The organism is Candidatus Cloacimonadaceae bacterium (assembly GCA_030693415.1).
Classification (GTDB): Bacteria; Cloacimonadota; Cloacimonadia; order Cloacimonadales; family Cloacimonadaceae; genus JAUYAR01.
Genome location: JAUYAR010000024.1, coordinates 1 through 12460, shown reverse-complemented (window position 1 = coordinate 12460; position 12460 = coordinate 1). Strand labels below are relative to the sequence as shown.

The following is a 12460-nucleotide window of genomic DNA, read 5'->3' as shown; positions in this document are numbered from 1 at the left end:
CATGCATGAGCAATCGCTGATTGCCAATCTGAACATCTCCCAAATCTGTCAAGAAAATGTAAAATGGAAGCACTTAGACCACTTATTCTCCAAGTGCTCTGGTAAAGCAGCGTAGAATGGTGATGGTTTTTGAACAGTCTCGATAAGCCACCCTTGCTTCTGAAAAAGATAAAACTTGACGATCTTGCCGGAAACCTTGCTCTTGATGGAAACAAGGGTCTGAGGTTGCACCTCGCCGGTGATCTCGATCTGGGAAAGGATCTGACCGCGCGCCACAGTGTGGGTTTGGGACTCTTCGCTCCCGGCGGGAATCGTAGATCCCACCTTTACGCACTTCCTTCCCAGGGTGCCGATCAAGATGATCACGACCGCCGCGCCAATGAGTATTTTCCATTTTTTACGCATATAAGCTCTTCCTATGCCGAATATTCTGCACTTTCAGACACGTCAATTCAGCATCGGAATCGTGTCAACAAAAAACGCCCGCTCCAAAATCTTTGTTCAGATCAGCTTGCCGGTCATCTCCAATTTGTTCAAGTCCCATCCACCTGTTCGCAGAAAGCTCTCGATCTTTTGATAGGTGGCTTTGTCCAGATTGCGTTGGCGGGTCAGGATCCACAGATATTTGCGGCCGGGATCGCTCACCACGGCGTATTGGTAGCCCGCTTCATCCAGCATCACGATCCAGTAATCTCCTTTGAAGGGCCAGAAAAAGCTGACCTTGAGCTTGGAATTGCTGGCATCCACAGCGTAGGCTTTTCCGGTGGCTTTCCTTTTGATGGTCTTGCCTTCAGCATCGGCATAGCAAGTGTTCAGCACCACGATCTTGTTCTTTTTACCCATTGAATAGTGTGCGGTGGTGAGCCCGCAATCCTTGGGCTGAAAGCCATTGGGGAAATAGGCAAACTGATACCAGAGCCCCAGATAGCGGTTCATATCCACGCTTTTGACCGTGGTCACCGGCGCGGGCTTTGCCATGAGCGGCATCAGGCTCAGAGTCATGATCGCGATGATCAACATGATGTGATTCATAGTGTTACCTTCTATATATCCGTTTTCTTTTTGGGGGTTTTGATGTCTTTCTATTACAATCTATTCCATTCTCTCTGCTTGGCACCAGCTATTTGAGGTATCTCCCTCAAAGATCGGGCCAATCATGACAGCAGGCAATAGCGGCGATGAAGCCATTTATGGCTTTATGGCTCGATGATGGCTCGAAGCGGGCGGATGTGATGAATGGGAGAGCCTTCAGAAAGCCCTTTGGGGCTCACTTGAGCGGCAACACTCTTTCAAGATCGCTGTTATGCACCCAGCCGCTGAGTCCATCGGGAAGATGCACCAGGCTGTAACCTTTTTCGCTTCTGGCCACATGCAGGATGAAGCCTTCCCGCAGGGAAAACAGCGGTGCTTTTTCCTCGCCGGGAGTGGAATAGCCTTGCGCGGAAGGGCTCATGATCACCGCCATGGGGTTGTTTGTCACGCGCCGGTGTTTATAGATGCTGAGGACGATTAACAGGATCAGCAGCAGCACAGAGATCAAAAGCAGCAGGATGGGCAAGCCTTTTTCCTTGTCGTGAGGATAATGCATCAGCCAGTGCAGACACGCCGCGCTGAGCAGCAAAAAGAGCAGGCAGAGCAAAGCCAGACGGTTCAATGACATCCAGTTGTAGATCCGCTCCGAGATCATGATCAAAAAGAGCCGCTGCGGAGCTCGATGCTCATCGCCATGCAGGTTTTGCAGATACTCCAGATTCTCCCTCGCCATGCGATGCGAGGAATCCAGATTCAAGGCGCGCAGATAATAAAGCGCGGATTTGCCGGCATTGCCAAGCTGATAATAGCAGACCCCGATGTTGTAATACAGATCGGCATTGACGCTGCCACTGTCCGCATTTTGCAGGAGCAGTTCCAAGGTCTTTTGATGTCCGCCGCTCTCATCGCTATCCGGGATCGAACTGCTGATCGTGTTTTCCGCCAACAGCAAAGCGCCGAATAGCAGGATCAGGACGAGCGCCAACAGGTGTTTCATTTCTTCCCCTTGCGGAGTTTGCCCAGTTTGGTGATCAGGCTATGCAGCCTGGCCAGATCGGTCGCGATGGCTTCCTTGCGTGCTCCGCCGGGCATGAATCTCGCCTCGTGGCAGGTATCCAGAAAAGCGGTCAATTCGGCAAGCAGATCTCCCGGCAAGTCCGTGCTGGCCAGCTCTTCCACCAATTCGGCAGTGGTAAGCCCTGTGGAAATCCTATATTTCTGAGCCAGATAGCGCAGCAAGCCCGTTTCCGCCAAAGGATAAAATTCGACCGATCCACTTTGTGCCGCAGCGCTTGATTCATGCAGATAACGGCTCAGGATCCGGGCGGAGCTTTTTTCTTTAAAGCGCTCGGGATTCAGCAGATGCAGGTTTCTTTCATAGGCGATAAGCGCGGAAACCAGCAGCGAAACAAGGATCAAGGCCACGATCGCCCAATACCAGATCGAGGAAAAGAACACCCGGTGGGAAGGATAGGATTCCAGCTCGATAAGTGGATTCATTTGCAGCTTTTTATCTGATGCCAAAAAGTCCGAGAAATAGGAAAGCACATTGGATGGCTTCACTTTCACCGTGCGTGGTGAGGATCTGAAACTCTGATAGCTTCCGCTTTCGGCATCCAGCCAGCTAAAATCAATGCCCGGCAACGTGATCTCCCCCGTTTCCTGCATGATGATGGTATATTGGATCGTTCTGCTGCCATCGATTCCCGCCTTGAGCTTGTCCTGCGCCTGAGGTGATGAGACTTGATAGGATTTGTTTTTGGGATAGGCCGGCGCGGTGAATTGGTTATAGTTACCCCTGCCACGGATCTGCAAAGTGTAGGTGATAGCGTCGCCCAGATTGATCTCGCCGGTGGAATAGCTCTCGCTGACCTGAAAGGATCCGATCGCTCCGGTATATGTGGATGGCGCTCCGACAGGCGGATTCTTGACATTGATAGTGGCGATGGTGGATTGGATACTACGGCTGGAATAGCCAAAATCATAAAGCCGCATGGTGCCGGACATCTGAGGCGCGCGAAGCTGTCCGCTGCGCTGTGGGAATAGTGCTATGCGTTTGAGCAGAGCGCGTTTGAAGCGTTCGCCCTGATACTGGACGTCCTCATAATTCAGCACGGTCGGCTGTTCAAAGGGTGCCTTGCCATAGCCGTCAAAATCCCGCTCGCTTTCCAGATTGAAAGAGCGAACGTTTTGATTGGTATAAAGATAGTAGGACACGATCGCAGGTTCTCCGCGAAAGACATCCTGTGATTCCGGCAGACAAAGCAACAGCGTCTTGCCATCACGGCGATACTCATCTTCCTCGCCAAACATACCAAAAGGATCAAAAGCGCTGCGTGGCGGAGCTGGCTGTGCCGGCGCGATTCTATCCTCCACCACCTCGATATTGATCGCCTGGGTGGCATAGCTGGTAGCACCAATCTTGAGCGAAACGCCCGGGATCGTCATCTTGCCTGTGCGCCTCGGATAATAGATATAGGTATAGCTGCGGGAATACTCTGTGCGAGCCTTAAAATTGACGATAGAGGTGGATGAGGATGAGCTGCTCACCATGTTTTGAAAGCGCAGACCCTCCACCACCGGTGCCTGTGGTTCGGAGACGTTGATCCGCTCCGAACTGATGATCTTGAGGGTATATTGCAGCGGTTCGCTTTGCTGGATGGTGTATTTGTTGACCGAAGCCATCACCCTGGTCTCCTGAGCATGGGCAAAGCTCCATGACATGCTCAGTAAAGCGATGAGGCAGAGACAGATCCGGCGCGCGCTCACCACCATCTTTGTCCTCCGGAAGGATCCTGCGGGCGTTCTCTTTGCCGGTCATAGGATTCCTTTTGATCCAGCGCGTTGAGGATGTTTTCATATTCCTGTTGTTCGTGCTTTTGCTCCGGTTCCGGCTCCTGCTCTTCTTTGGGAGGCTTATAACCCTGGCGCATGAGCACCAGCTCATAGTTTGATTTGGCATCCTGATCATTCGGATCGATCAGCATGGCGGATTTGTAATGGTAGAGGGCCTTATCCAGCTTTTCGTTGCGATAATTGGCGTTGCCGAGGTCATAGAGGATGCCCGCCTGGTCTGGTTTTTCCTTGAGCGCCTGGTCATAATAGCGTTCCGCTTCGCTGTGATCTCCCGCACGATAGTGTGTCTTGCCCATGCCGCTTTCTGGGATGGGATCGCCATCATGGGGATCGATGCCGCTTTGCCAGATCCTTTGAGCGAGATCCAGGTTTCCCCTTTTCCAAAAAAGCTCGGCAAAGCTCTGCCGGATCGGATCCCTGCGCCAGAGCAGTTCAAAGGCAAAGAAAAGCAGGATCAGCGCCAACAGGACGATGAGAGCCGTCTTGAGGGTCTGGCGCGTCTTCATCGTCATGGGCTTTTCCTTTTGCGTTTGAGGGGCAGGATCAGGCTTTCGATCATCAAAAGCAACAACGCGAAGGAGGCAAACAGGTGAAATTGCTCTTTGAGCGTGTTGAAACGGCTGCCCCGTATATTGCCTTTTTCGAGGGTATAGATGCTTTCCAGGAGCAGGTCGATCTCGTTTTGCGAAGGCGTCACGGCAAAGAACTTGCCTCCGCCTTTTTCCGCGATCAGTTGCAGGGTCTGAAGATCAGGAGTGGAGATGGCTTCCTCGCCGGTGACAGGATCATAGACGCGTGCACCACCTTCGGAACCTACGCCCATGGTATAGATATTGATGCCGGCTGAGCCAAGCCTCGCGGCAGACTGGATCGCTCTGCGTTCCAGATCCTCTCCGTCCGAGATCAGGATGAGCACATTGCTGCCGCCGGAAGCGTCAAAAGCTCTTTCCGCCATTTCCAGAGCGGCGCCGATATCTGTGCCCAGCTTCACCGCGGAGGATGTTTCCAGGCTGCGCAGCACCATCTTCACGCTTTCATAATCATCCGTGAGCGGACATTCCAAAGTAGGGACTCCGGCAAAAGCAACGATGCCCAACCGGTCTCCACTCAAGCGATCGATGAAGCTCTGGATCTGCAATTTGGCACGTTGCAGACGCGATGGCAACAAATCCGCGGCGTCCATGCTCTTGGATATATCCAGGCAGATGATGATGTCCAAGCCCTGTGATTGCAGTTCCCGGCTTTCATAATCCCACTGCGGACGCACCAATGCCAGGATGACAGCTGCCAGCGCCAGGATCATCAACACGCTTTTGAGCGTGGCATAAAATGGAGATACAGCGCCCAGATAATGAGCGTGAAACTGCTCGTCCGCGTATCTGGCAAAGCGTTTCAAGTTTCGCCGCGCGCGCTGAAAGAGCATGAGCAGCAGCGGGATCAGCAGGATCAGGAGAAAAAGATAGTGCAGGTTATAGAGATTCATGGCGTCACTCCGGCAGCACAGGCTGGATATAGAGTTTCATCAATATCTCAAAAAGCAGGAGCGCGAAGGCGAGCCAGAGAAAGAACATGAAGCGTTCGTCCCAGATATACCTGATCTGGAGATTGAACTGCGTCTTTTCGAGGCGGTCGATCTGATCCATGACGTTTTGCAGCTGGGCGGTATCCGTTGCCAGCGAGGCTTGCGAGGTGCCTGTGATGGCGGCGATGCGATCCAGAGTCTGCATATCCAGCTCGATCAGGAGCTTCTGATAGCGGGTGCCAAACAGCGGATCGGTGAAAGGAAAATCCACATAACCGGTGCTGCCGACACCGATCGGATAGACGCGGATGCCATAGCTCTTTGCCATCCCGGCGGCACTGATGGGATCGATCTCGCCGGTGTTGCTGACGCCATCTGTGATCAGGATGATGATCTTGCTCTTGGCGCTGCTATCTTTGAGGCGTGAAACCGCTTTGGCAAGCCCCATGCCGATCGCAGTGGCGGAGGCGGTTTCGTTTACCCGCAAGCTTTGCAGCTGGCTGAGCATCGCGTTTTGATCGAAAGTGAGCGGACTCTGGGTGAGCGCGTATTCGGAGAAAGCGACCAGTCCGAACCTGTCGTTGGGACGGTTTTTGACAAAGTTTATCGCCACAGCTTTGGCAGCGCCGAGCCGGTTATTGGGTGCAAAATCCGCCGCCAGCATCGATCCGCTGATGTCGATCGCCAGCACGATGTCCACTCCCTTTTGTTGCATATCACGCACGCCTCTGCCCCAGCGTGGTTGTGCCAAAGCCAGGATCAGACACACCAGGATGAGGCTGCGTAGCGCCGGATAAAAATAGCGCCAGCGATCCGAGCTTCCGGAGATACTTGCCAGGATGGCAAGCCTGGAAAATGGCAGCCGGGGCTTTTTCCTGTCCTGCCAGACGAGCTGGAGCCAGAGCTGCAAAGGCACGAGCAGCAAAGCCAGCAGCCAGAAGGGCTCAGCCAGACGCAGCACCGCCGCCTCCTTTGTTTCGTTCCAGCGAGTCAATGATCTCAAAGCCGGTCAGATATGCCCGCAGCCATTCATGCGCGGAGCCGGTTTCCTCCGGGGAAGGGATGTATCTGGCAAATTTGACCTGATCGCAATAGCGCAGCCAGCCCATCATTTCAGCTTCCACCGGCAATCGGTAACGATGCAAAAGCCCGCGAATCTCCGTGGTGGTCATTTCCAGAGCGGGGATGTGATATCTATTTTCCAGAAAAGCGCGCAGGATGAGGCTCAGATAATAGTGATGCCTTGCGTATTCGTTGGATTCGATCAATCCCGCTTTGAGCAGATCCTCCAGGCTGGCCAGCGCCATCTTCCAATCCGGATCCTTTGCTTTGGGTGCCTCGGCTTTGGCAGGAGCCTGCGGTTTCTCTTGAGTTGCGGCTTTTTTGAGGCTGAGCATCAGGATGCAGAAAGCGATGAGCAGAGCCGCCAGCAGCAAGAGTCCATAGACCCATACGGGAAGCTGCCAGGGATATCTTTCCGGCGGTTTGATATCCACCAATAGTGTGTCGCCTTCGGCACGAACAGGGATGATATTCACCCGGAAACGATCGGTATAATACTTGTTTCCATCCGGACGCACCGGCTCGACCTGCAACGATGGAAAGCTGTGCCAGCCGGGCAGCAAAGGAACGATGGTGAGCTTGATCCAGGGTTGGGGAGCGTTCTGTGTGATCCGTTCATTGGCAATCACGGCAAAATTGGTCAAGGTGTCCGGAACGATCACCCGGTTGATGGCAAAATCCGCCCGGACATTGAAGAAGAAACGATCCCCCACGCTGAGTTCATCCGCGTTTTCCAGGCTCTGCGTGAGCGCAGCGAAAGCCAGCCCGCACGCAAGCAGCATCAGCACAAACACATAGCGCCGTTTCATCTGCGCCCCCGGATCTGGCGTTTGCGCTTTTCAAAGAAATCCCGCAGCGCGTCCACATAGGAATCCGTGTTGCGGATCAAAAGGTGGTCGATCTTCATCTGTTTGAGAGTGGCTGCCAGCTTTTCCTGCCGCAGTTTCACCTGAGCGGCATAGCTCTTGCGCAGCGAAGGCAGAGAGGTATTGATATAGAGATCAAAGCCGCTTTCGGGATCGGTGAGATTGAGCACTCCGGCGTCCGGAAGCTCGATCTCGGCATCATCCAGCACCTGCAAAGCGATGACGTCGTGCTTTTGAGCCAGCAACCTGAGCTGTTTCTCATAGTTTTCATCCAAAAAGTCCGAAAGGATAAAGACCACGGAGCGCTTTTTCAGGATGCGGCTGGCATAGTCAAAAGCTCCTGCCAGCGAGGTGCGCAGATGCTTTGGCTCCAGATAGAGGATGTCCCGCAGGATCTCGAGAGCTTTGTTGCGTCCTTTGCGTGGCGGCAGATATTTCTCCGGCTCGGAGGAATACATGATCAAACCCACTTTATCGTCATTTGATAGCGCTGAAAAGGAAAGCACCGCCACGATCTCCGCCAGCCGTTCTTTTTTGAGCATCACCCGCGTGCCAAAATCCTGCGAAGCGGAAACATCCACCACAAAGACGATATTGAGTTCGCGCGTTTCCTGATATTTCTTGATATAAGGCAAGCCCAGCCGGGCGGAAACGTTCCAGTCTATATCCCGGTAATTATCTCCCGCCTGATATTCTCGCACTTCGGCAAATTCCAGTCCCTGTCCCTTGAAACTGGAATGATATTCTCCGCGGAAAATCTCGCGTACAATGTTTTTGGTGCGAATCTCGATCTTGCGAATGCGTTTGATGATATCGGCAGGAGTCTGCGTAAGCATCGGTTTCTTATGGGACTTCTATTTCGTCGAATATCCGGTTGATGATGTCTTCGGTATTGACCTGTTCCGCTTCGGCTTCATAGGAAAGGATGATGCGATGGCGCAGGACGTCTCTGCCGATGGCTTTGATATCGTCCGGCAACACATAGCCGCGGTGTTCCAGATAGGCGTGTGCTTTGGCAGCGCGAGCCATATAGATGGTGGCGCGCGGCGAGGCGCCATATTGGATCAATCCATTCATCGCAGAGATGCGCGGATATCTTTCCGGGTGCCGGGTCGCCTGAATCAAATGCAGGATATAGTCCTTGAGTTTGTCTTCCATAAAGATGTCTTTGATCACGTCCCGCATCTGACTGAGGGCTTCTTTGCGCAGAACGCGGCGCACCGGAATATCTTCATCCGAGACCATGCGGTCGAGGATCATGCGTTCTTCGTCAAAGCTGGGATATTTGATCTTGAGCTTGAGCAAAAAGCGGTCGATCTGCGCTTCCGGCAAGGGATAGGTGCCTTCCTGTTCGATCGGATTCTGGGTCGCCATCACAAAGAATGGTTCCGGCAGCGGATAAGTGGTGTCGCCGATCGTGACCTGATGTTCCTGCATCGCCTCCAACAGCGCGGATTGCACTTTCGAAGGCGCACGGTTGATCTCATCTGCGAGAACAAAATTGGCAAAAACCGGACCACGCTTGGGGCTGAATTCCCCGCTTTTCTGATTGTAGATCAGCGTGCCGGTGATATCTGCCGGCAAGAGATCCGGCGTGAATTGAATGCGGTGGAAACTGGCATCGAAGACCTTTGCCAAAGTGCTGATGATCAAGGTTTTGGCAAGCCCGGGGACGCCTTCGATGAGGACGTGCCCTCCCGAGAGGATTCCGATCAAAAGCCTGCGAATGATGGCTTCCTGACCAACGATCACTTTGCCGATCTCAAATCTGACTTCATCCAGCACTGCCGAGCTATCCAGCACGCGGCGGTGTATTTCTTCTATCTGCACGATAACCCCCTGTAATATATGGTGTTAATCTGGTTATTAGCTATTTGGGTAACATAGCAAAATCGGGAATCGTGTCGAAACACTCTATTCCCGATTTCATCTGACAAAGCTGACTTTATCCGTTTTTCATATAGCATTTTAGCTATGCGGTGGCAGCCGATCAATCTTTAGAGATCGACCGCTTTGCGCACCTTATTTGCCTTGAGGCAGGAGCTGCATATTTTTACCTTCTTGATTTCGCTACCGATGAAGGCGCGAATCTGATGAAGGTTCGGGTAGAAACGACGCTTGGTCGCGTTCATCGCATGGCTGCGATGATTGCCGACCTGGGGTCCTTTTCCACAGATATCGCATATTCTTGACATGATTCACCGTCCATAAAATTCATTAGATTGTGCCAAAGAATTCAAAGCCCATATTTTGACAAGCATTTATTTCACATTCTGCGGGATGCGGATATCAAAACGCGATCCGTGAGGCTGCACCGGGATATATTCCAGGCGTCCCCGATGCTCCTGCACGAGTTTTTTGCAGATCGCCAATCCCAGACCCGTGCCGTGGCTTTTGCCGAGAGTGATAAAAGGCTTGAAAAGGTCGGCTTGAATCGGCTCAGGGATTCCCGGTCCGTTGTCGATCAGGCTGATCTGCAGCCAGTTTGAGGACAAGCTGGCGATGATCTTGATCTCTCCGGTCTCGGTGAGCGCCTCGGAGCTGTTTTTCAGCAGATTAAGAATCACGCGGCGGATCTTGCCTTCATCAAAATGCACCAACTCCTTCACCTTGTTTTCGATGATAAAATCGATCTGACGTCCCTTCAACGAAGTGCCGTAAGTTTCCTTCAATTCCTTGAAATACATGTCCATATCCACTTTCTGCACCAACGGCGGGGTCTCGGTTCCTTTGGCAAAATCGAGAATCTCGCGCACCATCTGATCCACCATTTTGGATTGTTTGATGATGCTATCCGTAAACTCCTTGCTCTCGGGATACATGCTTTCGATCAGTTGCGCGGTCAAAACAGTCACGGTAAGCGGAGTCTTGATATCGTGAATGATCTTGCTCGCCGCCATGCCGATCGCCATCAGACGGTTTTTACTGATCATCTGATTCATCAATTCCACAAATTTGTCGTTGGTATCGCGCAAGCGACAGGAGATCGTTCGGATCAGATTGAACATCACGATTGGATGCGTAAACGAGATATTTACAAATATATCTCTCGGAATCTCAAGCAGTTCCACGTCTTCAAGCGCAATCGCGGTGGCGGAACGCGGCTCATCGTTGATGATACTCATCTCGCCAAAAAAATCTCCCGGGTACAGCACTGAAAGCTGCGCAAATGGAGTCTCCGCGTTGTCCAATCCCTTGTTGATCTCCACCTTGCCACGACATATATAATAAAAGTTGTTGCCTTCGGTGTTTTCCATGATGATGGGATCGCCTTTCAGATACCAGATCCGCTTCAGATCCTTGGCAAAGTTATTCACTTCAGTTTCGCTCAGACCACAAAAAATGCCACTGCTGCTCGGTTTTTCTTCTATCATCTTCTCATCTCCCTTGATCAGGATGGAATTTAAACTCTTCAGAGCATGTAAATTTTGTTCCTATGCTTTGTCAACGATTTTCTTGAATGTATCACATCCCCCGTTATTGAAATATGGAGAGAGAGTGGTAAATGGCTTAATTAGGGAGGATTAGCATCAGGTAATTGTTTACTTGTATTTGCACTATGGAAGAGCGCATGGTGCTGGTTATTTTTCGATTAAAAAAAGATACTCATGATGATCACTGGTATCTTGTTCAACCCAGTCGTTTGTCCATGTCATATTAGCCATTACAGTCTTTTTGTAATTGATACTCTCTACCCGAATCAATTTACCATTTCTGCTTATGACTTCATGTAAAGCTTCGAAAGTGGCTCTACCTCCAGAACTGTAGGACAAAAGGATATAATGAGCTCGAGTTCGCTGTGTTAATTTCTCTATTGCGTTAACAGCTATATACACACCTGCTGTATCCTTGCGAAATTCTTCAAAGAGCGAAGGATTAACAGTATCAGAAGAATCCTTCCTGCGCATTGCTTTCCCGAATATATCTGGTTGGTCATTATTGCACACTGTCGTCCATAAGTGGTAATAAGCAGAATACCTAACTCTCGAGGGTGGCATTTTTTCGTTGTTAGATCCATAGGGAGGATCAAAGTATGCTAAATCGCAATTAACTGAAGGAATAACTGAGAATACATCCTGCTGGTAGATATCATGAGATATGCCCGAACGTATCAAAGCAGGCACCTTAAGCGTCAGTGCATTGTAAGATCTGGCTGACCACCTTGATAAATATGAAGAGAAATGCCCCACTGTGCTATCAACGGAATCAAGAGCCAACAACAAACTGGTTATAGCGACTGCCTTATCCACTTCAGATAGTTTCAAAGCATCAATTCTTTCCCTTATAGCATCCAACTTCATAGTGTTATGCATCTGGAATGGTTTCTTCAATCCATCAGCATGAATTGCCGAACCATCATTGTCGTAACCACCATAATGTTCTGAAAACCACCCTTTTTTACTCTCAAGGGAGTTTAACTCCCTCAGAATTTCATTGTAGTAGCTATGGGTTTCTTCAGCTTTTAAATAGCATTTGGCCAAAATTTTAGACCAGGTTGCAACATCATTGGAAATTACTTTATATCCCAAACGTGCAAACGCCTGCGAAACTCGTGTAGAACCGGAAAAGCCATCAAAAATAACCATGGGCTTTAAAGGATACACAATATTATAAATTTGGGGGATTAGGTTTAATTTTGAACCAATGTACTTTATGCTTTCAGTAAAAGGAATATCATATACGTAATCATCAGTAATTAACGCCTGATAGTAGGTTTCTTCTGCTATTTTAGTGCTTGGTTTCACGTAACTGCTGCTTTATGTCATTTATTAGGGGTTTAAGTGCTTCTTCATGTCCATGGATTGTTGAAAGTAAGGCATGGGAAAACAATTTTACCAACATCAAGTTGTGTGAATAATCGATCCAGCCACTTGTTACACTTGTAAAGTAATTCTTTGCTTTTACTGTATGAGTCCAAAGACCTCTTTGTAAGGCGTTGGCCGTTTTGCCTCCGTACCTCACTTCAAAGATGTAGTCATTATTAACCCAAGTTTCGCATTTTAGGGACTAAGTTATTGGTATATATGACAGTCATTTTTCAGTTAGGCACTAAACTCTGTGTTTAGAGATGATTTGATTTTTGAAGACTTTGACGTTCAGCAGGGAGTAGATTTTGTCTGCC

The 12460-nt window shown here is 50.4% G+C and carries 13 protein-coding genes; all 13 read right to left on the bottom strand.

The features are described 5' to 3' along the window. Nucleotides 1–48 precede the first annotated feature (48 nt). Nucleotides 49–405 carry a hypothetical protein gene (locus Q8M98_01725; GenBank protein MDP3113472.1) on the bottom strand — a complete coding sequence of 119 codons (357 nt, stop codon included), beginning with the start codon at nucleotides 403–405 and terminating at the stop codon, nucleotides 49–51. 96 nt (nucleotides 406–501) lie between these two features. Further along, nucleotides 502–1032 carry a lipocalin family protein gene (locus Q8M98_01720; GenBank protein ID MDP3113471.1) on the bottom strand — a complete coding sequence of 177 codons (531 nt, stop codon included), beginning with the start codon at nucleotides 1030–1032 and terminating at the stop codon, nucleotides 502–504. 235 nt (nucleotides 1033–1267) lie between these two features. Then, nucleotides 1268–2029 (bottom strand): tetratricopeptide repeat protein, encoded by a 762-nt coding sequence (locus tag Q8M98_01715; protein MDP3113470.1) that lies wholly within the window; start codon nucleotides 2027–2029, stop codon nucleotides 1268–1270. Beyond that, nucleotides 2026–3807 carry a BatD family protein gene (locus Q8M98_01710; protein MDP3113469.1) on the bottom strand — a complete coding sequence of 594 codons (1782 nt, stop codon included), beginning with the start codon at nucleotides 3805–3807 and terminating at the stop codon, nucleotides 2026–2028. The genes Q8M98_01715 and Q8M98_01710 overlap by 4 nt, the downstream gene beginning before the upstream one ends. Continuing rightward, on the bottom strand, nucleotides 3798–4400 hold the full coding sequence (locus Q8M98_01705) for a tetratricopeptide repeat protein (GenBank protein MDP3113468.1): 603 nt from the start codon (nucleotides 4398–4400) through the stop codon (nucleotides 3798–3800). Before Q8M98_01705 ends, Q8M98_01710 begins: the two co-directional genes overlap by 10 nt. Next, nucleotides 4397–5371, bottom strand: a complete 975-nt coding sequence (locus Q8M98_01700) for a VWA domain-containing protein (GenBank protein ID MDP3113467.1) — start codon at nucleotides 5369–5371, stop codon at nucleotides 4397–4399. The genes Q8M98_01705 and Q8M98_01700 overlap by 4 nt, the downstream gene beginning before the upstream one ends. Before the next feature lie 4 nt (nucleotides 5372–5375). Beyond that, the gene (locus tag Q8M98_01695; GenBank protein ID MDP3113466.1) at nucleotides 5376–6371 is read right to left on the bottom strand and encodes a VWA domain-containing protein; all 996 of its coding nucleotides are present in this window, start codon (nucleotides 6369–6371) and stop codon (nucleotides 5376–5378) included. Next, nucleotides 6355–7281 carry a hypothetical protein gene (locus Q8M98_01690; protein MDP3113465.1) on the bottom strand — a complete coding sequence of 309 codons (927 nt, stop codon included), beginning with the start codon at nucleotides 7279–7281 and terminating at the stop codon, nucleotides 6355–6357. Before Q8M98_01690 ends, Q8M98_01695 begins: the two co-directional genes overlap by 17 nt. Next, on the bottom strand, nucleotides 7278–8174 hold the full coding sequence (locus Q8M98_01685) for a DUF58 domain-containing protein (GenBank protein ID MDP3113464.1): 897 nt from the start codon (nucleotides 8172–8174) through the stop codon (nucleotides 7278–7280). Before Q8M98_01685 ends, Q8M98_01690 begins: the two co-directional genes overlap by 4 nt. Nucleotides 8175–8181: 7 nt before the next feature. Next, nucleotides 8182–9168, bottom strand: coding sequence for a MoxR family ATPase (locus tag Q8M98_01680; protein MDP3113463.1), 987 nt, complete (start codon nucleotides 9166–9168; stop codon nucleotides 8182–8184). A 167-nt stretch (nucleotides 9169–9335) separates the two neighbouring features. Continuing rightward, entirely contained in the window at nucleotides 9336–9533 is a 198-nt protein-coding gene (rpmB, locus tag Q8M98_01675) for a 50S ribosomal protein L28 (protein MDP3113462.1), read from the bottom strand. A 66-nt stretch (nucleotides 9534–9599) separates the two neighbouring features. Further along, a complete protein-coding gene (locus Q8M98_01670; GenBank protein MDP3113461.1) occupies nucleotides 9600–10712 on the bottom strand; it encodes an ATP-binding protein in 1113 nt (370 codons plus the stop codon). Between the two features lie 207 nt (nucleotides 10713–10919). Continuing rightward, nucleotides 10920–12083: a DNA adenine methylase gene (locus Q8M98_01665; GenBank protein ID MDP3113460.1), complete on the bottom strand. Its 1164-nt coding sequence runs from the start codon at nucleotides 12081–12083 to the stop codon at nucleotides 10920–10922. Nucleotides 12084–12460 lie beyond the last annotated feature (377 nt).

Excerpts from the sequence above, each read along its gene's own strand:
- Q8M98_01690 (MDP3113465.1), bottom strand. The coding sequence starts at position 7,281 with ATGAAACGGCGCTATGTGTTTGTGCTGATGCTGCTTGCGTGCGGGCTG.
- rpmB (MDP3113462.1), bottom strand. The coding sequence starts at position 9,533 with ATGTCAAGAATATGCGATATCTGTGGAAAAGGACCCCAGGTCGGCAAT.
- Q8M98_01700 (MDP3113467.1), bottom strand. The coding sequence starts at position 5,371 with ATGAATCTCTATAACCTGCACTATCTTTTTCTCCTGATCCTGCTGATC.
- Q8M98_01710 (MDP3113469.1), bottom strand. The coding sequence starts at position 3,807 with ATGGTGGTGAGCGCGCGCCGGATCTGTCTCTGCCTCATCGCTTTACTG.
- Q8M98_01720 (MDP3113471.1), bottom strand. The coding sequence starts at position 1,032 with ATGAATCACATCATGTTGATCATCGCGATCATGACTCTGAGCCTGATG.
- Q8M98_01705 (MDP3113468.1), bottom strand. The coding sequence starts at position 4,400 with ATGACGATGAAGACGCGCCAGACCCTCAAGACGGCTCTCATCGTCCTG.
- Q8M98_01670 (MDP3113461.1), bottom strand. The coding sequence starts at position 10,712 with ATGATAGAAGAAAAACCGAGCAGCAGTGGCATTTTTTGTGGTCTGAGC.
- Q8M98_01685 (MDP3113464.1), bottom strand. The coding sequence starts at position 8,174 with ATGCTTACGCAGACTCCTGCCGATATCATCAAACGCATTCGCAAGATC.
- Q8M98_01715 (MDP3113470.1), bottom strand. The coding sequence starts at position 2,029 with ATGAAACACCTGTTGGCGCTCGTCCTGATCCTGCTATTCGGCGCTTTG.
- Q8M98_01725 (MDP3113472.1), bottom strand. The coding sequence starts at position 405 with ATGCGTAAAAAATGGAAAATACTCATTGGCGCGGCGGTCGTGATCATC.